The sequence below is a fragment of the Streptomyces sp. NBC_01471 genome (genome assembly GCF_041438865.1).
GTDB lineage: Bacteria > Actinomycetota > Actinomycetes > Streptomycetales > Streptomycetaceae > Streptomyces.
Genome location: NZ_CP109450.1, coordinates 5,491,107 through 5,514,319, shown reverse-complemented (window position 1 = coordinate 5,514,319; position 23,213 = coordinate 5,491,107). Strand labels below are relative to the sequence as shown.

The following is a 23,213-nucleotide window of genomic DNA, read 5'->3' as shown; positions in this document are numbered from 1 at the left end:
CCTCAGTAGCCGCGCCAGACGTTGTCGAACGCCGCGTCCTCGATCGCCCTGCGCTGTCGTACGGCCCGCAGTTCCTGCACAGCGCCGCCGACGGCGGCCAGCACCGCCGCGATCGTGTCGTCGGCGGGCTCCTGCGCGTCCTCGGCCGGCTCGTCGCCGATTCCGGCCGCGGACGCCAGAGCGGCAAGCACCGGTTCGCCCGCCGCCCAGCGGTCCTCGGCCCGGCGCCGGGCCGCCGAGTCGACCAGCTCCGCCCGCCCCTTCCGCAGTGGAATCAGATGGCCCCGCGGCCGGGCCGTCAGCCCCGCCCGCTCCAGGTCATCGGCGTAGGCAGAGAAGAGCCCGCGGCCCCTGCGCCACAGCCAGTCCTCCACCGACTCGTACGGCTCCTGCCGCCTGAGCGCCGCAGCGGCCTCGTCCAACAGACGTTCCGTCGTGGGCGCTTGGGCGCTGGGCAGCAGGCGGTCACCGTCGACCACCAGAGCCCTGGCCTCGATGAGGTCGAGCACCTCGGCTCCCGCGAGCGCGAGCGACAGGTCGCCCTGCTCCACGGGGAGGGTGGGTTCCACGTCCAGGGCGACGATCGCCAGGTCCCGTGCGGTGGTCATGAGCGGCTCCACGTCAGTCGGCCGAGTGTCGGGCGAGGGCATCGGGACCGACCACGGCGGGCCGGACGTCCCCCAGCCGATTCTCGCCCCCCGTCGGGTGCTGTGTGCCTGTTACGGCTGTGTGGTGCGGGGAATCCGCAGAGAAGTCCCTCATTGGAAGTCGTCCGCGGGCCCTCGGGCCGGGGACGACCGGCGCAGGGAGGGGTCGGCCAGCCCGGCCGGACGCTGGTCGATGCCGAGCTGAGGGCCTCGTACCCCGCACTCTCCCTGCCATGGCAGAGGGCCCCGCCCCCGCCGAAGCGGGTGCGGGGCCCTCGGTGACGCCCTCAGTGACGCCCCGGTGGCGCAGGAGCGACGCGAGACTGATCGCACGAGCGGCCGCGAGAGCGACCGCAGGCGTCACACCAGGTCAGCAGCCCAGCAGACGGCCACCCAGGTACGACTGGATCTGGTCCAGCGAGACCCGCTCCTGCTTCATCGTGTCGCGCTCGCGCACCGTCACCGCGTTGTCGTCGAGCGTGTCGAAGTCGACCGTGACGCAGAACGGCGTACCGATCTCGTCCTGGCGGCGGTAGCGGCGGCCGATGGCGCCCGCGTCGTCGAACTCGATGTTCCAGTTGCGGCGCAGGTCGGTCGCCAGACCCTTGGCCTTCGGCGAGAGCTGCGGGTTGCGGGAGAGCGGCAGCACCGCGACCTTGACCGGCGCGAGGCGCGGGTCGAGGCGCATCACGGTGCGCTTCTCCATGACGCCCTTGGCGTTGGGCGCCTCGTCCTCGATGTACGCGTCGAGCATGAAGGCCAGCATCGCCCGGCCGACACCCGCCGCGGGCTCGATGACGTACGGCGTCCAGCGCTCGCCCTTCTCCTGGTCGAAGTAGGAGAGGTCGGTGCCCGAGGCCTTGGAGTGTGCGCCGAGGTCGTAGTCGGTGCGGTTGGCGACGCCCTCCAGCTCGCCCCACTCACTGCCGCCGAAGCGGAAGCGGTACTCGATGTCGGCGGTGCGCTTCGAGTAGTGGGAGAGCTTCTCCTTCGGGTGCTCGAACCAGCGCATGTTCTCCTCGCGCATCCCGAGGTCGCGGTACCAGTTCCAGCGCTGCTCCATCCAGTATTCCTGCCACTGCTCGTCCTCGCCCGGCTTGACGAAGAACTCCATCTCCATCTGCTCGAACTCGCGGGTGCGGAAGATGAAGTTGCCCGGAGTGATCTCGTTCCGGAAGGACTTGCCCATCTGCGCGATACCGAACGGCGGCTTCTTGCGCGAAGTCTGCTGCACCTGGCCGAAGTTGGTGAAGATGCCCTGGGCCGTCTCGGGGCGCAGGTAGGCGACGGAGCCGCTGTCCTGGGTCGGGCCGAGGTGGGTGGAGAGCAGGCCCGAGAAGTTCTTGGGCTCGGTGAAGGTGCCCTTGTTGCCGCAGTTGGGGCAGTTCAGGTCGGCGAGGCCGTTCGCGGGCGCGTGGCCGTGCTTCTCCTCGTACGCCTCCTCCAAGTGGTCCGCGCGGAACCGCTTGTGGCAGGAGGTGCATTCGGTCAGCGGGTCGGAGAAGGTCGCGACGTGGCCCGACGCCTCCCAGGTCTCGGAGGCCAGGATGACCGACGAGTCGAGACCGACCACGTCCTCGCGCGCGGTGACCATGTAGCGCCACCACTGACGCTTGAGGTTCTCCTTCAGCTCGACACCCAGCGGCCCGTAGTCCCAGGCGGCACGCTGACCACCGTAGATCTCACTGGAGGGGTAGACGAAGCCACGGCGCTTGCTCAGGCTGACGATGGTGTCGATCTTGTCGGCGGCCACGGTGCTCTCTTCATTACGACGATTGCGAACAGCGGAATACCTCAGGTTACCGGCGGCTGCACCCCCCGGATCAAATCGGTTCCCGGTTCCTGCCGGGATCGTCCACAGATCCGCCCCCTCAGCGACCGGGCGCCGACCTGGCACGAATCCCTTGTTGACAATCGTTTCCAGTTTTGTTGAAAATGACTGTCATGAACGTACGACGCCTCATACCCGCCACAGCCGTCTCCGCGGCGGTCGCCGCCGGACTGGTCGCCCTCTCCGCCTGCTCCGGTTCCTCCTCCGCCGCCGACCACAAGGACGGCAAGCTGCACGTGGTGGCGTCGTTCTATCCGCTCCAGTACCTGACTCAGGAGATAGGCGGCGATCATGTCTCCGTCACCAATCTGACGAAGCCGGGCGTCGAGCCGCACGACCTCGAACTCAGTCCGAAGCAGACCGTCGCCCTCTCCGACGTGGACGCGATCGTCTACCTCAAGGGACTCCAGCCCGCCGTCGACGAGGCGATCAAGCAGTCCGGCGTGAAGTACACCGCGGACGCCGCCTCGATGACCACACTCGAAAAGCACGGCACAGAGGTCGACGGCGACCACCACACGACCGGTGACAACGACTCCCACTCGGCGAGCGAGGCCGGACTCGACCCGCACATCTGGCTCGACCCGGTGCGGTTCGCCCGGATCGCCAAGGGTGTGGACAGGACGCTCGCCGCGGCGGACCCGAAGCACGAGGCCGACTACCGCAAGAACACCGACGCCCTGGTGAAGAGGCTCGACGCCCTCAACAAGCAGTACGTGAACGGGCTGAAGAACCGCACCTCCGACACCTTCGTCACCACGCACGCCGCCTTCGGCTACCTCGCCGAGCGGTACGGCCTCACCGAGGAGGCCATCAGCGGGATCGACCCGGAGAGCGAGCCCAGCGTGTCGCGCATGAAGGACCTGCACAGCCTCGCCGCGAAGCACCACGTCTCCACGGTCTTCTTCGAGACCATCACGAGCCCCGACACCGCCAGGACGCTCGCCGGGGACCTGCATGTGCGGACCGACGTGCTGGACCCGCTGGAGGGGATCACCGGCAAATCCCGGGGCCACGACTACATCCAGGTCATGCAGTCCAACCTCGTCGCGCTCCAGAAGGCGCTCGGCGCGAAGTGACCGTGCAGCACCCAGGCCCGTCCGTACCCGCGACCGCACCGGAGGCACCCGCCATGGACATGGACCCAGAAGAGGCATCCGTCATCTCCGTACGCGGTGCCACCGCCGCGCTCGGCTCCCGCCCCGTGCTGCGCGGCATCGACCTCAGCGTGGGCCGCGGCAAGGTCGTCGCCCTGCTCGGCGCCAACGGATCGGGCAAGTCGACCGCCGTACGCGCGGTGATCGGGCAGGTCCCCCTCACCGGCGGCTCGATCGAACTCTTCGGGAGCCCGCTGGGGCGGTTCAGGCAGTGGGCGCGCATCGGCTACGTACCGCAGCGCACGACAGCGGCCGGCGGGGTGCCCGCGACGGTGCGGGAGATCGTCTCCTCCGGGAGGCTCGCCCGTACGAAGCTGCGGTGGCCGTCGAAGGCCGACCGGGCGGCAGTCTCCCGCGCCATCGAGCTGGTGGGGCTGAGCGACCGCGCGGGCGACTCGGTGGGCGCGCTCTCCGGCGGCCAGCACCAGCGGGTGCTGATCGCCAGGGCGCTGGCGTCCGAGCCGGAGCTGCTGATCATGGACGAACCGATGGCCGGGGTCGACCTGGCCAGCCAGGAGATCCTCGCCTCGACGCTGCGCGAGCAGGTGGCCGCCCGGACGACCGTGCTCCTGGTCCTGCACGAGCTGGGGCCGCTGGAACCGCTGATCGACCGCGCCGTCGTCCTGCGCGACGGGTGCGTCACACACGACGGTCCCCCACCCGCCACGGGGCATGCCCTGGGCCAGCACGCGCTGCCCGGCCACGACCACGTACACCCGCACACGGCGGCCGAGCCGGCCAGGACAGGACTGCTGAGCTGATCATGGAACTTCTCCAGAGCCCCCTGATGCAGCGGGCCTTGCTCGCCGCCGTCCTGGTCGGCATCACCGCCCCCGCCATCGGCATCTACCTCGTCCAGCGCCGCCAGGCGCTGATGGGCGACGGCATCGGCCACATCGCCATGACCGGGGTCGGCCTCGGCTTCCTCCTCAACTCCAGCCCGGTGTGGATGGCGACGCTGGTATCGGTCGTCGGAGCCGTCTCGATGGAGCTGATCCGCAGTTACGGCCGGATGCGCGGCGATGTCGCGCTGGCGATGCTCTTCTACGGCGGTATGTCGGGCGGGGTGCTGCTGATCAACCTCTCCCCGACCGGCTCGAACGCCAACCTCTCGTCGTATCTCTTCGGCTCGCTCGCGACCGTCTCCGACAGCGATGTCACCGCCATCTGCGTGCTGGCCGCGTTCGTGGTCCTGGTGACGCTCGGGCTGCGCAGGCAGCTCTTCGCGGTCAGCCAGGACGAGGAGTTCGCCCGGGTCACCGGGCTGCCGGTGCGGGTGCTGAACCTGCTCATCGCGGTCACCGCGGCCGTCACCGTCACCGTCGCCATGCGGGTGGTCGGGCTGCTCCTGGTGAGCGCGCTGATGGTGGTGCCGGTCGCGGCGGCGCAGCAGCTGACGAAGTCGTTCGCGGTCACGTTCACGCTGGCCGTGGTGATCGGCACGGCGGTGACGCTTTCCGGCACCATCACTTCCTATTACCAGGACGTGCCGCCGGGAGCGACAATTGTGCTGCTGGCCATCGCGGTTTTCGTCGCCCTGACCGCACTCGCCGCACCCCTGGCGAGGCGGCGGGCACGAGCCGCCGAGGCGGCGGAGGCGGAGTGCGCCCCCGGGGTCCCGGCGGCGCGGCGGCCGGTGGAATCGGCCAGGACCTGACGGAGCTGGCACAATGGCCCGACACATGGGCGGGCGACGCACGGCGAGGAGGCACCTGTGACTGCGGGAGCACCAGTACGAGGCCGGTCGACCCGGCAGCGGGCCGCGGTGGCCGCGGCGCTCGACGAGGTGGACGAGTTCCGCAGTGCCCAGGAGCTGCACGACGTGCTCAGGCACCGGGGTGACTCGGTCGGGCTGACCACCGTCTACCGCACGCTCCAGTCGCTGGCCGACGCGGGCGAGGTCGACGTGCTGCGCACGGGCGACGGCGAGTCGGTGTACCGGCGGTGCTCGACCGGCGAGCACCACCACCATCTGGTCTGCCGCACGTGCGGCAAGGCCGTCGAGGTGGAGGGGCCCGCGGTGGAGAAGTGGGCCGAGTCGATCGCGGCGCAGCACGGGTACGTGAACGTCGCGCACACCGTGGAGGTCTTCGGGACCTGCGCGGAGTGCGCGGGCTCCGCCACGGAGAGCTGAGGGCGGTCCGGGGCCGGGCTCCGGACCGGCCGGTCATGTCCCAGCGGCGTCCGGGGCCCGGCTCAACGGCCGCCCCGCAGGCTGTCAGCCGGTCGTCTCCTCGATCGCTCCGCCGAACCGCCGGTCGCGCTGGGCGTATTCGAGGCAGGCACGCCACAGGTCGCGGCGGTCGAAGTCCGGCCAGAGGACGTCCTGGAAGACCATCTCCGCGTACGCGCTCTGCCAGATCAGGTAGTTGGACGTGCGCTGCTCGCCGCTGGGGCGCAGGAAGAGGTCCACGTCCGGCATGTCCGGGTAGTAGATGTACTTCGCGAAGGTCTTCTCGTTGACCTTCGACGGGTCCAGCTTGCCCGCCGCCACATCACGGGCGATGGCCTGCGCCGCGTCCGCGATCTCCGCCCGCCCGCCGTAGTTGACGCAGAAGTACAGCGTCATCGCGTCATTCTTCTTGGTCTGTTCCTGTGCGACCTGGAGTTCCTCGACGACCGACTTCCACAGCTTGGGCATCCGGCCCACCCAGCGGATCCGGATCCCCAGCTCGTCCATCTCGTCCCGGCGCCGCCTGATGACATCGCGGTTGAAGTTCATCAGGAAGCGCACCTCGTCGGGCGAGCGCTTCCAGTTCTCGGTCGAGAAGGCGTACAGCGAGAGGTTCTTGACACCCATCTCGATGCAGCCGTTGAGCACCTCGAGAACGGTGGCCTCACCGACCTTGTGACCCTCGGTGCGCGGCAGCCCACGGTCCTTGGCCCAGCGGCCGTTGCCGTCCATGACGATCGCCACGTGGTTCGGCACCAGTTCGCCGGGGATCTTCGGCGGGCGGGCGCCCGACGGGTGCAGTTCGGGGGTTTTGTACTCCTGCTTGTTTCGCCCCAGAATCCCGCGTCCTGCCATGTGCTCGTCTCCCTCTCACTACTTCTCTACGTACCGCAACGAGCGCAGCCCGCGCTCCAAATGCCAGTGCAGGTAGGCCGATACGAGCCCACTGCCCTCCCTGACGTGCCGCGGCTCGGCCGCGTCGGCCGTCGTCCAGTCCCCCGTCAGCAGCGCGCTGAGCAGCCGGACGGCCTCCGCAGAGGGTACGACGCTGCCGGGCACCCGGCAGTCGCCGCACACCGCCCCGCCACCCGCCACGGAGAAGAACCGGTTCGGTCCCTCCAGGCCGCACTTCGCACAGTCGTCGAAGCTCGGCGCGTAGCCGTTGACGGCGAGCGAGCGCAGCAGGAACGCGTCGAGGATCAGATTCGGGGCGTGCTCACCGCGGGCGAGCGTGCGCAGCCCGCCGACGAGCAGCAGATACTGCTGGACGGACGGCTCGCCCTCGTGGTCGGTGAAGCGCTCCGCCGTCTCCAGCATGGCCGTGCCGGCCGTGTAGCGGGCGTAGTCGCTGACGATCCCGCCACCGTACGGAGCGATGGTCTCGCTCTGGGTGCACAGCGGGAGCCCGCGCCCGATCAGTTCGCTGCCGCGGGCGAAGAACTGCACATCGACATGGGAGAACGGTTCGAGCCGCGCCCCGAACTTGGACTTCGTACGCCGCACGCCCCGCGCCACGGCACGCACCCGCCCGTGGCCCCGGGTCAGCAGCGTGATGATGCGGTCGGCCTCACCCAGCTTCTGAGTCCGCAGGACGACCCCGTCGTCACGGAAAAGACTCATGGGGCCCATTGTCCCGTACGGGCGGCACGCGCGACGACGTGGACCGACTTCCGAACGGCAGGCCGGCGCCGGCACTCCTCCTGCCCCCTCCCGCTCCCTGGCGTGGCACTGCATTCACTCAGCGTGACGGCGCCAGGTCATGAGGCTGCCAGCTGAAAGTGGTCATGATCGCGTCGAAGAGTTCGACGAGGAGCAGTGCGAAGTCACCGTCCGGATCGCCGTCGCCCGGAGTCGAAAAAGCGATGCTGAGCAATCGGCCGGAATTCCCGGGCACCGGCAGGACATAGTCCACATGGCGCGCCCGCTCCGTCTCCTTGGGTCCCTTGGCTCCCTTGGCCTTTTCGGCCCCCTTGGCCGCCTCGGCTCCCTCGGCTCCCTCGGCTCCCTCGGCTCCTTGATCAAGAGCGGTCGTACGGAGACGTTCACTTCGAGCACCCGCAGAACCGTCGACATCAGCCGGGCGGAATTCGGCGTCTTCAGTGAGCCGCCGCAGCATGTCAGCCACCTCGACGGCCTCACCGCCGGGAAGCCGCATTTCCGAAACGACAATGGAACAGGGGGTCGCGACCCCTCCCCGTAACGACGTGGGCAGGTACAGGTCGACCCCACCGTTATCGGCTGCTCGCACGGCGAGCTCCCGCAGCTTTCCTTCAACTTTCAATCGATACTTGACCAGCTCGTCGCGCGGGATTTCGTCATGCGCAGCCCCCCGGAAAACCTGGTTCGCGGCATGCCGCACAGCGTCTTCGGAACCGCTCCGCAACGGGATCCGCACCCAGCCGGGCGGCAGGACAAGTGAGTAACCAGCAATGGACATCGGCTGCTTCGAGTCGGCTGTCATGGTGGACCAGCCTACTGACCCCGGCGGGGCTTGAAAGCGCCGTGCGGTGTCTGAGGCCACGGCACGATACGGCACTGTGTGGCCCCAACAGTCAGCCGGCGGGGCCTACTTGACCGGGCACACGGCCCCGCGAAAGGGTGATCATTCGCGCTGTCCAAGCACGCGCAGAATCGCACAGGCACGCACCGGCACGCAGGGGGGAACACGTGGGTGACGAATCGAACTTGAAGGTGGACTACGACCTTCTGACCGAAACAGAGAGGTCACTGAAGCACATCCGCCGCGAGTTCAGGAAGTGCGGAACACGGCAGGACGAACTCGCCGAGGACGTCGGTGCCCAACCACTCAGGGACGCCATGCACGAGTTCGCGGACAACTGGTCGGGGAACCGCAAGCAGATGCTGGCCAACCTGGATGACGTCCTCAAATTGGTGACCACGACCAGGGAGAGCTTCGAGTCGACGGACAACAAGCTCGCACGCCAGGCCAAGGGCGCACGGTAAGAGAGCTCCGGAGCTTCGGGGGGGGGAGCACGAGATGGCAACAGGGACAAAAAACCGTCCGACCGATTGGCATCCGCTCGGCGAGGCGGACCCGACGCCGGGCGACGTGGACGGCGTGACCGCAGGACAAAAAAACATGCAGTCCACGGCTGCCGAAATCCGCCTGCAGATCAAAAAACTCAAGACCATCAGCGATGACACGACACTCAAGGGCAAGTACGTCGACGAATTACAGAGCGGCGCGGACAAGTTCCGCGGAAAACTGGAGAAGTCAGCCGGCCGCTACGAGCGGGTCTCGGCACAACTAGGGGAATGGGCCACAGAGCTCGACTTCGCACAAACCTCCACAGCAAAAGCCTTGAGCTCGGCGAAGAGTGCACAAGCCGACATCAAAAGACTGTTGGGGAGCGCAGATCCGGACTCGGAATCGGCAAAGAAGGCCGAAGAGGAGCTGGATCACCACAAGAAGGAAGAGCTTCACCGCGCCCGAGGCGTCCTGGCAACGGCGAAGAGCGACTACCAGCACTCGGTCGAGTCGTACGAAGCTAAATCGAAGAATATCGCCAAGAAAATCCGGGATATTATCGATGATGCACTGGAAGATGGTTTCTGGAGCTGGGTCTCCAACATCATCGAGCAACATATCGACGCAATCAAAATCACGCTGGAAGTCATCGGCTACATCGCGACGATCGCCGCCATAGCGGCGCTCGCCATCACGGTCCTGGCAGCCTGCATCGCCATGCCGGGCCTCCTTCTGGCCCTGGCCCCCATGCTCCTGACCTTCGGCACCGTGGCATCGGTCGTCTCCCTGGGAATGCACAGCCTCATGGCCGCCACCGGAAACGGCGGATGGGGAGACGTCGGGTTCGACATCCTGGGCCTACTCACCTTCAAAGCGGGTGGCGCGGTGGCGCGCGGAGTGGAGCAGGGCGCGGCCGCCACACAACGGGCCTCGACGCAGGCTGCGCGCAGGGCGACCGCGGACGCGATGGCCAATAGCCCGAAGAGGGACGCGCTGATGCTGGCGTCTTCGCAGGCGAAGGGCAAGTATGCGAAAAGAGCCGCGAAAAAGAACCTCAGGGAATACGAGAAGACCCTCAAATCAACCGGAGCCGCACAAGGTCTACCCACTCCGACACCGATGGAAATCGCCATGGCGGGCGGCGATGCGAAATTGGCGGCTCAGTGGAAGTACGCAGCGCGAGAGCAAGTGAAACGTGACGGAGATGCCGCCACCCAGGAGGCAGCACACAGAACATCAAGAGCCGCTGCCCAGAATTCTGGCATCTTCATAGGAGGTACGGCACTCGATTTGGGCGACAAGACGGCAGGCAGCAGCGACATTTATCCGAAAAAATGGGATATCAAACCCTACAGCGATGCAAAAGACTGGAATTTTTACAATTCTGGAATGTACGACTTCGCACCTTGAGGGAATAAATAGATGAGCCGACTGGACACCGATGAAGATTACGATCATTGGATCGACCTACCCGTATATGACGGGTGGCAAGATTTCTGGGGAAGTGAGAAGAAGTGGGCCAAATTCACGGCGGAGAACTTTCTCCAGATTAACGATCTCCCGTCAGGGCGAGGGGAGATCAAGCGCCTGGCGAAGATCTTGATCGAAAACCGTCGAGCTTGCGAGGCGAGCTCGCTCGGTAACGAGCACTTTCTCTACTTTGCAGATCCGGAGCAACCACCCATCGCGCTTCATATTCCCTACGGCCCATCGGAGGGTGAGCGCGAAGCCACATTGCGGCAACTTGCGCACGCAGACAGCACCGAAGTAATCACTTCACCACAAGTCGAGGTTTTCGAGACAAGGGCTTTCGGGGCAGGTCTGCGCTCCCGGAATCATGTGATGCTCGACGACCAAAGCATCGTCGTCAACCTCTGGTACGGCTTTCGCGACGAAGCCCACGGCATGGATCTGATCGTCTTTGTTTCAACGGGCGACCTGGGCCGCCTCGCAGCAGCCGAACCGCACATCGACGAGTTCGTACGCAGTATCAAGTTCGTCGACGAGGACGAAGAAGTGTGACGCCCGGCGTAGTCACCGTGGAGACACCACCCAGCCACGACCACCCCTCAGGACGGCATCCGCGCCGCTGCCGCCAGCAGCCGGGCGGTGTCGTCCGTGCAGAGCTGGAGTGCGCCGCCGACCGTCGCGAGCACCTCGCGCTCCGCCGGACTGTACGGGCCGTCCGCCAGGGCGATCCGGGCACCCTGCAGCAGGATCGATTCCCGGCCCACCGGGGCGAGATGCGGCGCCAGCGGCTGTAGCGACTCGTGCAGCTCGATGGTCAGCGCGGCCCCGCACGGCTCGGCGTCCGAGACGAAGCGGCCGGTGTCCGCGGCGAGCGCGTCGACCAGGGCGGTCAGCTGCTCCTCGGTGCACTCGTCGAACCCGGCGGCCCTGACCGTGGAGACGGCGGTCTCGATCACCGCGTGGGACCCGGTGCCGCCCGCGGTGAGGACGGCGAGCGTCACGGTGTGGACGGCGTCGCGCAGCATCGCCGAGAAGCGCGTCGTGGTGGGGCGGTCCAGGGTTTCGGTGGAGAACTGCGTCCAGCAGGCGGCGCATTCGACCACCGGGCCCGTACGGCCGCGCGACAGGAGCGGCAGGCCGAGCACGGTGAGCCTGCGGCGGCCGGTCAGACGGCGGTAGTTACGGTCTCCCCCGCAGTCGGCACAGAAGAACTCACCGTCACCGACCGTGTCCCAGGAGGTGCGGACGGCCCAGATGATCGACTTCTTGCCGCTTCGCCCACGGACTGACAGCACGGCTCACCTCCGTAACACCGGCAACGCTCCGTTGCGTTGCGCTCCACCACGCCCGTGTCCCCCGGTTGTTCCGCTGGACACAGGGCCGCCATGTGGACGTGATGTTAGCCACATCGGTGATGTGGCGTCAGCACCCTGACAGGAGATGGCTTGGTCCCGACCATCGGTGTGCGGCACCGCGACCGGGAAAAGATGAGGTCAAATGGGTTCCGCGCGGCAGAGAGCGCCGAAATTTCGCAAGCGGGGCCGTACCCGTAAGAACACCTCGGGTACGGCCCCGGTCATGCGGGCGATTCAGGTGCCGACCGGAGTCAGCGGGCGGCGCGGTTGACCGCGGAGACGACCGCCTTCAGCGAGGCCCGCGTGGTGTTGGCGTCGATGCCGATGCCCCACATGACCTTGCCGTCGATCGCGCACTCGATGTACGAGGCGGCCAGCGCGCTCGCGCCCTCGCTCATCGTGTGCTCCTGGTAGTCCAGGAGCCGGGCGTCCACGCCGGTCTCGGACAGCGCGGCGAAGAAGGCCGAGATCGGACCGTTCCCGGTGCCCGACAGCGCCGTCTCGACTCCGTCCACGACGGCCTCGACGGTCAGGGTGTCCCGGCCGTCGGTGTCCGTGGTGGTCTGGCCGGAACGCAGCTGGATCCGGCCCCAGCGGGCGTCGCCCTCGACGGAGCTGGGCAGGTACTCGTCCTGGAAGATCGCCCAGATGTCCTTCGGCGTGACCTCGCCGCCCTCGGCGTCGGTCTTCGTCTGGATGATCTTCGAGAACTCGATCTGCATCCGGCGCGGCAGGTCCAGCTTGTGCTCGTTCTTCAGGACGTAGGCGATACCGCCCTTGCCGGACTGCGAGTTGACCCGGATCACGGCCTCGTACGAGCGGCCGACGTCCTTGGGGTCGATCGGCAGGTACGGGACAGCCCACTCGATGTCGTCGACCGTCTTGCCCTGCGCGGCCGCGTCGGCCTCCATCGCGTCGAAGCCCTTCTTGATGGCGTCCTGGTGGGAGCCGGAGAAGGACGTGTAGACCAGGTCACCCGCGTAGGGGTGGCGCGGGTGGATCTCCATCTGGTTGCAGTACTCGGCGGTGCGGCGCACCTCGTCGATCTGCGAGAAGTCGATCTGCGGGTCGACGCCCTGGCTGAACAGGTTCATCCCCAGCGTGACCAGGTCGACGTTGCCGGTGCGCTCGCCCTGCCCGAACAGACAGCCCTCGATACGGTCGGCGCCCGCCATGATGGCCAGTTCGGCGGCGGCGACGGCGGTACCGCGGTCGTTGTGCGGGTGCACGGACAGACAGACGAACTCGCGGCGCGACAGGTTGCGCGACATCCACTCGAAGCGGTCCGCGTGCGTGGACGGCGTCGAACGCTCCACGGTGGCGGGCAGGTTGAGGATGATCTCGCGGCCGGCCTCGGGCTGCCAGACGTCCATGACCGCCTCGCAGACCTCCAGAGCGAAGTCCAGCTCGGTGTCGGTGAAGATCTCCGGGCTGTACTGGTAGCCGAAGGTCGTCTCGGGGCCGAGGATCTTCTCGGCGTACTCCATCACCAGGCGGGTGCCGTCCACGGCGATCTGCTTGATGTCGTCCTTGGAGCCGCGGAAGACGACCCTGCGGAAGGTCGGCGCGGTCGCGTTGTACAGGTGCACGCTCGCCCGGTGCGCGCCGCGCAGCGACTCGACGGTGCGCTCGATGAGGTCCTCACGGGCCTGGGTCAGGACGGAGATGGTCACGTCCTCGGGGATCGCGCCCTCTTCCTCGATGATCGAGCGTACGAAGTTGAAGTCGGTCTCGCCGGAGGCCGGGAAGCCGACCTCGATCTCCTTGTAGCCCATCTTCACCAGCAGGTCGAACATCTCGCGCTTGCGGGCCGGTGACATGGGGTCGATCAGGGCCTGGTTGCCGTCGCGCAGGTCGGTGGACAGCCAGCGGGGGGCGCGGGTGATGCGGTTGTCCGGCCAGGTGCGGTCGGGGATCTCGACTGCTTCGTACTGGCCGTACTTGTGCACCGGCATTCCGGACGGCTTCTGCGTCCGGGTGGCATTGGTGATCGGCGTGGGGTGAGACATCTGCGTGGGGCTCCTCGGGATCCAGCGGGGGAAGGCCGACTGTGCCGCTGCAGCACCAGACTCCGCGGGGAGGGGGTCGACCTACGACTACAGGCCCTCGCCGCGGCAGCTAAGGAGAAGCAGCCCGAAACGCATGATGTTCCGCAGCCTAGCCCAGCGGCGCCGGGAACGCCGCTCCCGTATCAGTATGCGGGACACCCTGCGGGTGACGTCAGCGCGGTGCCGGGTCACTCTTTCTCGTCAATAACCGTCGCAACCAGTGACAACTTCCTTACTCAGTGCCACATTCGAAGACATGACTGACACTCCTGAGACGACCGGCCCGACCGCCGGCTCCGTCTTCTGCACCATCATCCCGCCGCACATCCTCAGCAAGCTCGCCGATGCCGATGACCCGGAGCTCTCCGGCCCGGCCCGCCGCACCCTCGAGGCGGACGACTCACACCGCAGCAGGCGCCGGACGGCCGTGGCCGCCACCGTGCGCGAGGCCGGCGGCGTCTCCGGGCCGGCCGATCCGGCCCCCAGGACCCCGAAGCGCACCATCTACGACGCCGGGCACGGCACCAAGCTGCCCGGTACCAAGGTCCGCGCGGAGGGCTCGGAGCCGGGCAAGGACGCGACGGTCAACCGCGCGTACGCGGGCCTCGGCGCCACCTTCGAGCTGTACCTCAAGGCGTACGGGCGGTACTCGATCGACGGCAAGGGACTGGCACTCGACGCGAGCGTCCACTACGACCGGAAGTACAACAACGCCTTCTGGGACGGCAGCCAGATGGTCTTCGGCGACGGTGACGGGGAGATCTTCCTCGACTTCACCATCCCGGTGGACGTCATCGGCCACGAACTCACCCACGGCGTCACGCAGTACACCGCGAACCTGGCGTACTCCGGCCAGTCCGGCGCGCTCAACGAGTCGGTCTCGGACGTCTTCGGCTCGCTCATCAAGCAGTACGCCCTGGGCCAGACCGCCGACCAGGCCGACTGGCTGATCGGCGCCGGCCTCCTCGCGCCGCGCGTCTCGGGGGTCGCGCTGCGCTCCATGAAGGCACCGGGCACCGCGTACGACGACGACGTACTCGGCAAGGACCCGCAGCCCGCGACCATGAAGGGGTACGTCAGGACCACCGACGACAACGGCGGGGTCCACCTCAACTCCGGCATCCCCAACCACGCCTTCTATCTGCTGGCGGACGCTCTGGGCGGCAAGGCGTGGGAGCGGGCCGGGCAGATCTGGTACGACACCCTGACCGGCGGCGAGCTGGCGGCCGGCGCGAGCTTCGCGGACTTCGCCCGGCTGACGGTCAAGGCGGCCCAGGCCCGTTTCGGCAGCGGCGACGAGGAGGAGGCGGTGACCAAGGCCTGGTCGACGGTCGGTGTCGCGACAGGCGCGTAACCGGCGGACAGCGGGTAGACAGGTCCCATGCGTATCCAGGTAAGGCGCACGGGAGGCTTCGCCGGTATCGAGCGCCGGGCCGAGGTGGACACCTCGGCCCGGCCCGATGCCGGTGAGTGGCACGAGCTGGCCGAACAGGCGGTGGCGGCGGGCCACGACGCACCGCCCCAGGGGGTGCCCGACGGGTTCAACTACCGGATCACCGTGGACGGCCGGACGGTGTACTGCACGGACCCGCGGCTCAGCGACGCGCAGCGGTCGCTGATCTCGCGGGTGCTGAAGGAGGGAGCGTAGCGGGCCGGGGCCCGTCCAAACCGGAGCGGCGGCTCAGAACCCGAGCTTCCGCAGCTGCTTCGGGTCCCGCTGCCAGTCCTTCGCCACCTTCACATGCAGGTCCAGGAAGACCGGCGTGCCCAGCAACGCCTCGATCTGCTTGCGGGACTTCATGCCGACGTCCTTCAGGCGGGCGCCCTTGGGCCCGATGATGATGCCCTTCTGGCTCGGTCGCTCGATGTACACGTTCGCGTGGATGTCAAGGAGCGGCTTGTCCGCGGGGCGGTTCTCGCGGGGCAGCATCTCCTCGACGACGACGGCGATGGAGTGCGGCAGCTCGTCCCGTACGCCCTCCAGCGCGGCTTCCCGGATCAGCTCCGCGACCATCACCATCTCGGGCTCGTCCGTGAGGTCGCCCTCCGGGTAGAGCGGGGGGCTCAGCGGGAGCAGCGGGGCGATCAGGTCGGCGAGGAGCGAGACCTGCTGGTCGCCGACGGCGGAGACGGGGATGATCTCCGCCCATTCGAAGCCGAGTTCCGTGGCGAGCTGGTCGATGGCGATGAGCTGCTCGGCGAGCTGCTTGCCGTCGACCAGGTCGGTCTTGGTGACGACGGCGATCTTCGGGGTCTTCTTGATCCCGGCGAGTTCCTTGGCGATGAACTTGTCGCCGGGGCCGAGCTTCTGGTCGGCGGGGACGCAGAAGCCGATGACGTCGACCTCGGCCCAGGTGGTCCGCACGACGTCGTTGAGCCGCTCGCCCAGCAGCGTGCGCGGCTTGTGGAGGCCGGGGGTGTCCACCAGGATCAGCTGGGCGTCGGCGCGGTGCACGATGCCGCGCACGGTGTGGCGGGTGGTCTGCGGCCGGCTGGAGGTGATGGCCACCTTCTTGCCGACGAGAGCGTTCGTGAGAGTGGACTTGCCCGCGTTGGGGCGGCCGACGAAGCAGGCGAAACCGGCCCGGTGGGCGGCTTCGGATGACTGGGTGTGAACGCTCATGGCGCCCATTCTCCCCGATCGGCCGGTGGACGCCGACCAGGTGGCCCCACGGTGAGTTCCCGGTAACCGCCCCGCAACACGAAATGCGGACGAAACACGGGTGCAGCGGGGCGGAAACGCGAAAGCGGGAACCTCTACCGGAACGTAACCGGAGAGGTGACCCCCCTGTGACGCATGCGACGCCTGCGACACCCTTGTCCCCGCTGGCCGCCACCCTGGCCGCCCGTATCGACACCGGCGACACCGCCTGGCTGCTCGCGGCGACAGCGCTGGTGCTGCTGATGACACCCGGCCTCGCGCTCTTCTACGGCGGGATGGTCCGCACCAAGAGCGTGCTGAACATGCTGATGATGAGCTTCGTGTCGATCGCACTCGTCACCGTGGTCTGGCTGCTCGCGGGCTACTCGCTGGCCTACGGCCCCGACGCGTTCGGCGGGCTGATCGGCGGGCTCGGCCACGCCGGCATGGCGGGGATCGGGCCCGGCAGCGTGCGGGGCTCCGTGCCGACGCTGCTCTTCGCCACCTTCCAGCTCACCTTCGCGATCATCACAGCCGCGCTCATCAGCGGGGCCATCGCGGACCGGGCGAAGTTCGGCGCCTGGCTGGTCTTCGTCCCCGTATGGGCGCTGCTCGTATACGTCCCCGTGGCGCACTGGGTGTGGGGGCCCGGCGGCTGGATCCTCAGCGATCTGAAGGCGCTGGACTTCGCGGGCGGTATGCCGGTCGAGATCGTCTCGGGTGCTTCGGGGCTCGCTCTCTGTCTGGTGCTCGGGCCGCGGCTCGGCTTCAAGAAGGACTCGATGCGCCCGCACAACCTGCCGATGGTCGTGATGGGCGCGGGGCTCCTCTGGTTCGGCTGGTTCGGCTTCAACGCGGGCTCGGCGCTCGGCGCCAACGGGCTGGCTGCCGCCGCGTTCCTGAACACCCTCGCCGCCGGCTGCACGGGCCTCCTCGGCTGGCTCTTCGTCGAACAGCGGCGGGACGGCCACCCGACGACCCTGGGCGCGGCGTCCGGGGCGGTGGCCGGGCTGGTCGCGATCACCCCCGCCTGCGGTGCGGTGGGACTGGTCGGGGCGCTGGCCGTCGGGCTCGCGGCCGGGGTGCTCTGCTCGTACGCGGTCGGCTGGAAGTTCCGGCTGAACTACGACGACTCGCTGGATGTCGTCGGGGTGCACCTGGTGGGCGGGATCGTCGGCACGCTGCTGATCGGGCTGTTCGCGACCTCGGCGATGACCGGTGGCGCGCGCGGGCTGCTGTACGGCGGAGGGTTCGGCCAGCTGGGCCGGCAGAGCGTCGGCGTGCTGGCGGTCGGGGTGTACGCGTTCGCCGTGACGTACGGCATCGGCAGGGCGATCGACCGGCTGACCGGCTTCCGGGCCGACGAGGAGCACGAGCAGCAGGGCCTCGACCTGACGGTGCACGCCGAGAGCGCCTACGATCACGGCGTGCTGGGCCACGGAGCCCCGCTCTCCGCCTCCGTGCTGCAGAAGGTCAAGCCATGAAGCTGGTCACCGCGGTCGTCAAGCCGCACAAGCTCGACGACGTCAAGACGGCCCTCCAGGAACTCGGGGTCAATGGCCTGACGGTCACCGAGGCGAGCGGTTACGGCAGGCAGCGCGGGCACACCGAGGTCTACCGGGGCGCCGAGTACCGCGTCGACCTCGTCCCGAAGGTCCGGATCGAGGTGGTCGTCGGCGACGCGGAGAGCGAAGCGGTCATCGACGCGGTGGTACGGGCCGCCCACACCGGCAAGATCGGCGACGGCAAGGTCTGGGCCGTGCCGGTGGAGACGGTCGTACGCGTCCGGACGGACGAGCGCGGCCCCGACGCCCTCTGACCGCGACGCCCCCGTTCAGTCACCGCCGAGTCCGTTGCTGACGGGGGCCGTTGAGCCGGGTCAGCCCGCCGTCACCGTCGTCCGCAGTGTGCCGTCGGGACCCGCGAGCAGCACCGGGGTACCGGCTCCGCCCAGGTCCTTCACCGCGGCACGGTCCTCGACGGTCACCTCTCCCGCGGCGCTCACCACGGCGGCGGCCTCCAGCGAGCTCGCCCCGCTCGCCACCGCCATCGCCACGGCGGTCCGCAGCGCGGAGAGCTTCAGCGAGTCGAGCGCGACGGTGCCCGCGACGTACGTACGCCCGGTCTCGTCCCGTACGGCGGCGCCCTCGGGCACTCCGTTGCGGGCCCGGGCGCTGCGCGCCAGCGTGATGATCTTGCGGTCCTCGGCGTCCGGGACCGGGGCCCCGGCCGCCGGGCCGCCCGTACCGGTGCCCGTACCGCTGTCTGCGCTGTTCGCTGCGTCGTCGCTCATGGGCAGAGCATAAAGAGCCCGCACCGGTCAGTTGGCGACCGGGTACATCGAGCCCCTGCGGCCCTCCGGCGACGCCAGCCACTGGAGCTTGGCCTCCGTACCCGTGTCGGGCAGCGGGGTGTGCAGCACGATCGCCAGATCGGGCCGGGCCGGGACCCTCAGCTGGGTGGACTCGACGAACAGCGTGCCGACCACCGGATGCTCCAGCTCCTTGCGGACCTGGCCGGCCGGAGCGATGTCACGGCGGTCCCACAGTTCGGCGAACTCGGGGCTGCGCTCCTTCGCCTCGCTGACGACCGCCTGGAAACCTTCGTCTTCGGGGCGCTCCGAGCAGGCGGCCCGGAACTGGGCGACCACCTGGTGCGCGATCGACTCCCAGCCCCTGGCGCGGGCCCGGTAGACGGGGTCGGTGAAGAACGCGATCAGACAGTTCTGCACGAGATCGGGGCGCATGGCCAGCGTCATCGCCGAGGCGTCGTTGTACATGATCGTGTTCCAGTACTGGTCCATGATGTGCGCGGGGAACGGCATCCAGGCGTCGATCAGCCGCTTGAGCCCGTCGCACATGTCGACGTTGGCCGGGTCGACCTCCTGCGGCGGCGGGTTCAGCCCGGCCAGCATGTACAGGTGGCGGCGTTCGACGCTGCTCAGCCTCAGCACCCGGCCCACCGAGTCCAGGACCTGCGGCGACACCGTGATGTCCCGGCCCTGCTCCAGCCACTGGTACCAGGAGACGCCCACGCCCGCCAGGACGGCGACCTCCTCGCGCCGCAGCCCCGGTGTCCGCCGCCGGCCACCGCCGTCGGGCAGCCCCGCCTCGGCCGGAGTGATCCTGGCCCGCCGGCTCATCAGGAACTCCCGCAGCTCACTGAGCCGGTGTGCCTTGGTGCCGGGCCGCGGCCCCGCAGCACCGCCCTCGATCGGACTCGCCACGCCATCTCCCCCTGTACGGCTGCCTGGTGGTGCGGCCACCAGCATAAGTTCCGGCTCCCCACGCTTGTTCCCGGAGCCCGAAGCTCGGGACATGGCGATCGATACCTCACCCACACTCACTCCGAGCCCCGCCCCTCCCACAGCCGACCGGCTCTCCGGCCGGGCCGGGCTCGTCCTCCTCGTCCTGTGCGCGGCCCAGTTCATGGTGGCGCTCGACTTCTCCGTACTGAATGTGGCGCTCCCCGTGCTCGGCAACGACCTGGGCATGACCCGGGCCGGGCTCCAGTGGGCCGTCACCGCGTTCGCACTGCCCTCCGGCGGCTTCCTGCTGCTCTTCGGCCGGATCGCCGACCTGTTCGGCCGGCGCCGGCTGTTCCTCACCGGTCTCAGCGTCTTCGGCGCGGCCTCGCTGATCGCGACGTTCGCATGGAACCAGGAGGTGTTCCTCACCGGGCGGGCCCTCCAAGGCCTGGGCGCCGCCGTCATCGTGCCGACCGGGATGTCCCTGCTGACCACCACCTTCCCCGAGGGCCCGCAGCGCGACCGGGCGCTGGGCATCAGCGGCACCCTGCTCTCGCTCGGTTTCACCGTCGGCATGGTGCTGGGCGGTGTCCTGACGGACACCCTGGGCTGGCGCTCGACCATGGGCCTGCTGGGCGCGGCAGCGGTGATCGTGCTCGCCCTGGCACCCGGGCTGCTCACCGAGTCGCGCCACCCCGAGCGGCCGCGGCTCGACATCCCCGGAGCGGTCACCGTCACCGGCGGGCTGCTCGCGATGATCTACGCCCTGTCGACGGCGGCGCAGCGCGGCTTCGGCCACGCCGACGTCCTGGTGTCGCTGGTGCTGGGCATCGCCCTGCTGGCCGGCTTCGTGGTCGTCGAATCCCGCGCCGAGGCTCCGCTGGTGTCCCTGCCGATGCTGAGGCGGCGCACCGTGGCCTGGGGCAATCTGGGCGGGCTCGTCACCTTCTCGATGATGTCGACGGTGGTCTTCGTCCTGACCCTCTACCTCCAGGAGGTCCTGCACCTGTCGAGCTTCCGGACCGGACTGGTCTTCGGCGTCCAGGGCCTGGCATCGGTGGCCGCCGGAATGGCCGCCCCGAAGGTCATCGGCCGGTTGGGTGCCCGCCGGGTGCTGGTCGGTTCGCTGTTCGCCCAGGGCCTGTTCATCGCCGCGATGCTGGGACTCGGCGCCGACTCGGGGGTCTGGCTGGCCACGGTCGCCGTCTCGGTGGCCAGCATGGCGCACCTGGGCGCGATCATCTCGTACGGGCTGACCGTCACCTCGGGGGTGCCGGACGCCGAACAGGGCCTGGCCACCGGGCTCGTCACCACGACCCAGCAGGTCGGCATCACCGTCGGCATCCCGCTGCTGGGGGTGCTGGCCACGACACAGACCGACCTCTTCGACGGGGTACGGACCGTGCTGGGCATCAGCGCGGCGATCCTGGTCGGGACCGCGGTGCTGGTCGCGGTGGGCCTCGGACGGTACAGCCGTGACCGCCGCCGCACCGCCTGAGAGGCGTGCGGTCAGGCGCGGTCGAGCCGGAGACGCTCCGCCTTCGGCAGGCCCGCCACCACCAGGTCGTACGAATCCTCGACGAGCTCACGGATCAGACGGTCGGGCAGCGGCCCGACCGTCACCGTGTTCCAGTGGCGCTTGTTGAGATGCCAGCCGGGAACGACCGCCTCGTACTCGGCGCGCAGCCGGACCGCTTCGTCCGGGTCGCACTTGAGCGAGATCTGCAACGGGTCTCCGTCGAGGTGGCTCAGGGCGAAGACCTTGCCGCGCACCTTGAACACCGAGGTCTCCGGGCCGAACGGGAACTCCTCGGCCGCGGCGTTGAATTCCAGGCAGAACGCCCTGAGCTCCTGCGGTGTCATCCCGCTGCCTCCTCCATCTCGGCGACCGGCTCGGCCAGCACTGTCACGATCTTGTTCCGGCGGCCCGCGGGGGACTCGGCGGTGAGCCGGAGCCGTCTGCCGTCCGGCAGGTCGACGATCGCGGACGCGCCCGCGATCGGGACCCGGCCGAGCGCCTTGGCCAGCAGCCCGCCGACGGTCTCCACGTCCTCGTCGTCGTACTCGTCCAGGCCGTACAACTCGCCCAGGTCGTCGATGTCCAGACGGGCGGTGACCCGGAAGCAGCCCCCGCCGACCTCCTCCACCTGCGGCAGCTCACGGTCGTACTCGTCGGTGATCTCACCGACGATCTCTTCGAGGATGTCCTCGATGGTGACGATGCCCGCCGTGCCGCCGTACTCGTCGATGACGACGGCGACGTGGTTGCGGTCCTGCTGCATCTCGCGCAGGAGATCGCCGGCGTTCTTGGTGTCGGGCACGAAGACCGCGGGGCGCATCGCCGTGGAGACCAGGTCGGTCTCCGCGTCCCGGCTGATGTGGGTCTTCCTGACCAGGTCCTTGAGGTAGACGATGCCGACGATGTCGTCCTCGTTCTCCCCGGTCACCGGGATCCGCGAGAAGCCCGAGCGCAGCGCCAGTGTGGTGGCCTGCCGGATCGTCTTGGAACGCTCGATGCAGACCAGGTCGGTGCGCGGGACCATCACCTCGCGGACCAGGGTGTCGCCAAGCTCGAAGACGGAGTGCACCATCCGGCGCTCGTCGTCCTCGATCAGCGACTCCTGCTCGGCGAGGTCGACCATGGCGCGCAGCTCGGCCTCGGAGGCGAACGGGCCCTTGCGGAAGCCCTTTCCGGGAGTCAGCGCGTTGCCGATGAGGATCAGCAGCTGCGGGACCGGACCCATCACACGGGCGAGCGGCAGCAGCACATAGGCGGCAGCGGTCGCCGTGTTCAGCGGGTGCTGGCGGCCGATGGTGCGCGGTGAGACGCCGACGGCCACATAACTCACCAGCACCATCAGGGCGATGGCCAGTGCCAGCGCCTGCCAGGTCTCGGACAGCTCCCGGAGGCAGACATAGGTGACGAGGACCCCGGACGCCATCTCACAGGCGACCCGCACGAGGAGCGCCACATTGAGGTAGCGGGTCGGGTCGGTGGCGATCTGCGCCAGCTTCTCGCTGCCGCGCCGGCCCGACCGTACGGCCTCGGCGGCCCGGAAGCTCGAGGTACGGGCGATGCCCGTCTCGGCACAGGCCGCCAGCCAGGCGACCACGACCAGCGCGACCGCGCCGACGATCAGCTGCGCGGTCATGAGACGGTCGGCGCCGGGGAGGGGCCGGTGTGGCCCTTCTCCGCCCGCCAGCCGTCGACGATCGCGGCCTGGAGGCCGAACATCTCGGCCTTCTCGTCGGGCTCCTCGTGGTCGTAACCCAGCAGGTGCAGCACCCCGTGGACGGTCAGGAGCTGGAGCTCCTCGTCCATGGAGTGCTGCGTCGGGGCGTCCTCGCCCTGCTGCTTGGCGACCTCGGGACAGAGCACGATGTCGCCGAGGAGCCCCTGCGGGGGCTCCTCGTCGTCCTTGGCCGGCGGACGCAGCTCGTCCATCGGGAAGGACATGACATCCGTGGGACCCGGCAGGTCCATCCACTGGATGTGCAGCTGCTCCATGGCCTCGGTGTCCACGACGATCACAGACAGCTCGGAGAGCGGGTGGATCCGCATCCGTGTGAGGGCGTAACGGGCGATGTCGAGGATCGCCTGCTCGTCGACCTCGGTTCCGGACTCGTTGTTGACGTCGATCGACATGGGGCTGCT

25 protein-coding genes are annotated in these 23,213 nt (G+C 68.6%); 12 read left to right on the top strand and 13 right to left on the bottom strand.

The features are described 5' to 3' along the window. Positions 1 to 2: 2 nt before the first annotated feature. Both OG285_RS24670 and OG285_RS24665 read right to left on the bottom strand, forming a co-directional pair. Entirely contained in the window at positions 3 to 608 is a 606-nt protein-coding gene (locus OG285_RS24670; protein ID WP_371792218.1) for a GPP34 family phosphoprotein, read from the bottom strand. Between the two features lie 409 nt (positions 609 to 1,017). Next, on the bottom strand, positions 1,018 to 2,400 hold the full coding sequence (locus OG285_RS24665) for a glycine--tRNA ligase (RefSeq protein ID WP_266857194.1): 1,383 nt from the start codon (positions 2,398 to 2,400) through the stop codon (positions 1,018 to 1,020). A gap of 191 nt (positions 2,401 to 2,591) precedes the next feature. Here OG285_RS24665 and OG285_RS24660 point away from each other — a divergent pair, with 191 nt between their 5' ends. The 4 genes from OG285_RS24660 to OG285_RS24645 are packed head-to-tail and all read left to right on the top strand — an operon-like array spanning position 2,592 to position 5,769. Further along, positions 2,592 to 3,557, top strand: coding sequence for a metal ABC transporter substrate-binding protein (locus tag OG285_RS24660; RefSeq protein WP_371792217.1), 966 nt, complete (start codon positions 2,592 to 2,594; stop codon positions 3,555 to 3,557). A gap of 53 nt (positions 3,558 to 3,610) precedes the next feature. Further along, complete coding sequence (locus OG285_RS24655) at positions 3,611 to 4,396, top strand: metal ABC transporter ATP-binding protein (protein ID WP_371793603.1); 786 nt, start codon at positions 3,611 to 3,613, stop codon at positions 4,394 to 4,396. Between the two features lie 2 nt (positions 4,397 to 4,398). Continuing rightward, a complete protein-coding gene (locus OG285_RS24650) occupies positions 4,399 to 5,292 on the top strand; it encodes a metal ABC transporter permease (protein WP_371792216.1) in 894 nt (297 codons plus the stop codon). A gap of 57 nt (positions 5,293 to 5,349) precedes the next feature. After that, the gene (locus OG285_RS24645; RefSeq protein WP_356825653.1) at positions 5,350 to 5,769 is read left to right on the top strand and encodes a transcriptional repressor; all 420 of its coding nucleotides are present in this window, start codon (positions 5,350 to 5,352) and stop codon (positions 5,767 to 5,769) included. A gap of 84 nt (positions 5,770 to 5,853) precedes the next feature. On the opposite strand, the gene OG285_RS24640 is transcribed toward OG285_RS24645, so the two are convergent. The 3 genes from OG285_RS24640 to OG285_RS24630 all read right to left on the bottom strand — a co-directional run bounded on the left by OG285_RS24640 (position 5,854) and on the right by OG285_RS24630 (position 8,269). After that, complete coding sequence (locus OG285_RS24640) at positions 5,854 to 6,663, bottom strand: isoprenyl transferase (protein ID WP_356825655.1); 810 nt, start codon at positions 6,661 to 6,663, stop codon at positions 5,854 to 5,856. An 18-nt stretch (positions 6,664 to 6,681) separates the two neighbouring features. After that, entirely contained in the window at positions 6,682 to 7,428 is a 747-nt protein-coding gene (recO, locus tag OG285_RS24635; RefSeq protein WP_356825657.1) for a DNA repair protein RecO, read from the bottom strand. Positions 7,429 to 7,546: 118 nt separating this feature from the next. Beyond that, entirely contained in the window at positions 7,547 to 8,269 is a 723-nt protein-coding gene (locus tag OG285_RS24630) for a hypothetical protein (RefSeq protein ID WP_371792215.1), read from the bottom strand. Positions 8,270 to 8,475: 206 nt separating this feature from the next. Here OG285_RS24630 and OG285_RS24625 point away from each other — a divergent pair, with 206 nt between their 5' ends. From OG285_RS24625 to OG285_RS24615, 3 genes are read left to right on the top strand one after another with little or no spacing between them, the layout of a single operon-like run. Next, positions 8,476 to 8,772: a hypothetical protein gene (locus OG285_RS24625; RefSeq protein WP_356825661.1), complete on the top strand. Its 297-nt coding sequence runs from the start codon at positions 8,476 to 8,478 to the stop codon at positions 8,770 to 8,772. Positions 8,773 to 8,806: 34 nt separating this feature from the next. Then, on the top strand, positions 8,807 to 10,207 hold the full coding sequence (locus tag OG285_RS24620) for a hypothetical protein (protein WP_371792214.1): 1,401 nt from the start codon (positions 8,807 to 8,809) through the stop codon (positions 10,205 to 10,207). Positions 10,208 to 10,219: 12 nt separating this feature from the next. Continuing rightward, the gene (locus OG285_RS24615; RefSeq protein ID WP_356825669.1) at positions 10,220 to 10,819 is read left to right on the top strand and encodes a hypothetical protein; all 600 of its coding nucleotides are present in this window, start codon (positions 10,220 to 10,222) and stop codon (positions 10,817 to 10,819) included. A 47-nt stretch (positions 10,820 to 10,866) separates the two neighbouring features. Here the strand turns inward: OG285_RS24615 and OG285_RS24610 are convergent, their stop codons facing one another. Next, complete coding sequence (locus OG285_RS24610; RefSeq protein ID WP_356825671.1) at positions 10,867 to 11,562, bottom strand: TerB family tellurite resistance protein; 696 nt, start codon at positions 11,560 to 11,562, stop codon at positions 10,867 to 10,869. Between the two features lie 311 nt (positions 11,563 to 11,873). Next, a complete protein-coding gene (gene leuA / locus OG285_RS24605) occupies positions 11,874 to 13,631 on the bottom strand; it encodes a 2-isopropylmalate synthase (protein WP_356825673.1) in 1,758 nt (585 codons plus the stop codon). Positions 13,632 to 13,926: 295 nt separating this feature from the next. On the opposite strand from leuA, the gene OG285_RS24600 reads away from it, so the two are divergent. Then, a complete protein-coding gene (locus OG285_RS24600; RefSeq protein WP_371792213.1) occupies positions 13,927 to 15,024 on the top strand; it encodes a M4 family metallopeptidase in 1,098 nt (365 codons plus the stop codon). A 27-nt stretch (positions 15,025 to 15,051) separates the two neighbouring features. After that, positions 15,052 to 15,318, top strand: a complete 267-nt coding sequence (locus tag OG285_RS24595) for a protealysin inhibitor emfourin (RefSeq protein ID WP_356825677.1) — start codon at positions 15,052 to 15,054, stop codon at positions 15,316 to 15,318. A 33-nt stretch (positions 15,319 to 15,351) separates the two neighbouring features. On the opposite strand, the gene era is transcribed toward OG285_RS24595, so the two are convergent. Beyond that, complete coding sequence (era, locus tag OG285_RS24590; RefSeq protein ID WP_328326416.1) at positions 15,352 to 16,302, bottom strand: GTPase Era; 951 nt, start codon at positions 16,300 to 16,302, stop codon at positions 15,352 to 15,354. Between the two features lie 158 nt (positions 16,303 to 16,460). On the opposite strand from era, the gene OG285_RS24585 reads away from it, so the two are divergent. Both OG285_RS24585 and OG285_RS24580 read left to right on the top strand, forming a co-directional pair. Continuing rightward, complete coding sequence (locus OG285_RS24585) at positions 16,461 to 17,795, top strand: ammonium transporter (RefSeq protein WP_356825680.1); 1,335 nt, start codon at positions 16,461 to 16,463, stop codon at positions 17,793 to 17,795. Next, on the top strand, positions 17,792 to 18,130 hold the full coding sequence (locus tag OG285_RS24580) for a P-II family nitrogen regulator (protein WP_164264502.1): 339 nt from the start codon (positions 17,792 to 17,794) through the stop codon (positions 18,128 to 18,130). Before OG285_RS24585 ends, OG285_RS24580 begins: the two co-directional genes overlap by 4 nt. Positions 18,131 to 18,190: 60 nt before the next feature. On the opposite strand, the gene OG285_RS24575 is transcribed toward OG285_RS24580, so the two are convergent. Continuing rightward, positions 18,191 to 18,604, bottom strand: coding sequence for a cytidine deaminase (locus OG285_RS24575; protein WP_371792212.1), 414 nt, complete (start codon positions 18,602 to 18,604; stop codon positions 18,191 to 18,193). Between the two features lie 27 nt (positions 18,605 to 18,631). Next, the gene (locus OG285_RS24570; RefSeq protein WP_356825999.1) at positions 18,632 to 19,453 is read right to left on the bottom strand and encodes a helix-turn-helix transcriptional regulator; all 822 of its coding nucleotides are present in this window, start codon (positions 19,451 to 19,453) and stop codon (positions 18,632 to 18,634) included. 175 nt (positions 19,454 to 19,628) lie between these two features. On the opposite strand from OG285_RS24570, the gene OG285_RS24565 reads away from it, so the two are divergent. Beyond that, positions 19,629 to 21,056, top strand: coding sequence for an MFS transporter (locus OG285_RS24565; RefSeq protein WP_371792211.1), 1,428 nt, complete (start codon positions 19,629 to 19,631; stop codon positions 21,054 to 21,056). Between the two features lie 11 nt (positions 21,057 to 21,067). Here OG285_RS24565 and OG285_RS24560 read toward each other — a convergent pair whose 3' ends face one another. The 3 genes from OG285_RS24560 to ybeY are packed head-to-tail and all read right to left on the bottom strand — an operon-like array spanning position 21,068 to position 23,204. Beyond that, complete coding sequence (locus OG285_RS24560) at positions 21,068 to 21,421, bottom strand: MmcQ/YjbR family DNA-binding protein (RefSeq protein ID WP_371792210.1); 354 nt, start codon at positions 21,419 to 21,421, stop codon at positions 21,068 to 21,070. Continuing rightward, positions 21,418 to 22,710, bottom strand: coding sequence for a hemolysin family protein (locus OG285_RS24555; RefSeq protein ID WP_356825688.1), 1,293 nt, complete (start codon positions 22,708 to 22,710; stop codon positions 21,418 to 21,420). Before OG285_RS24555 ends, OG285_RS24560 begins: the two co-directional genes overlap by 4 nt. Further along, complete coding sequence (gene ybeY / locus OG285_RS24550; RefSeq protein ID WP_356825690.1) at positions 22,707 to 23,204, bottom strand: rRNA maturation RNase YbeY; 498 nt, start codon at positions 23,202 to 23,204, stop codon at positions 22,707 to 22,709. The genes OG285_RS24555 and ybeY overlap by 4 nt, the downstream gene beginning before the upstream one ends. Positions 23,205 to 23,213: the final 9 nt, after the last annotated feature.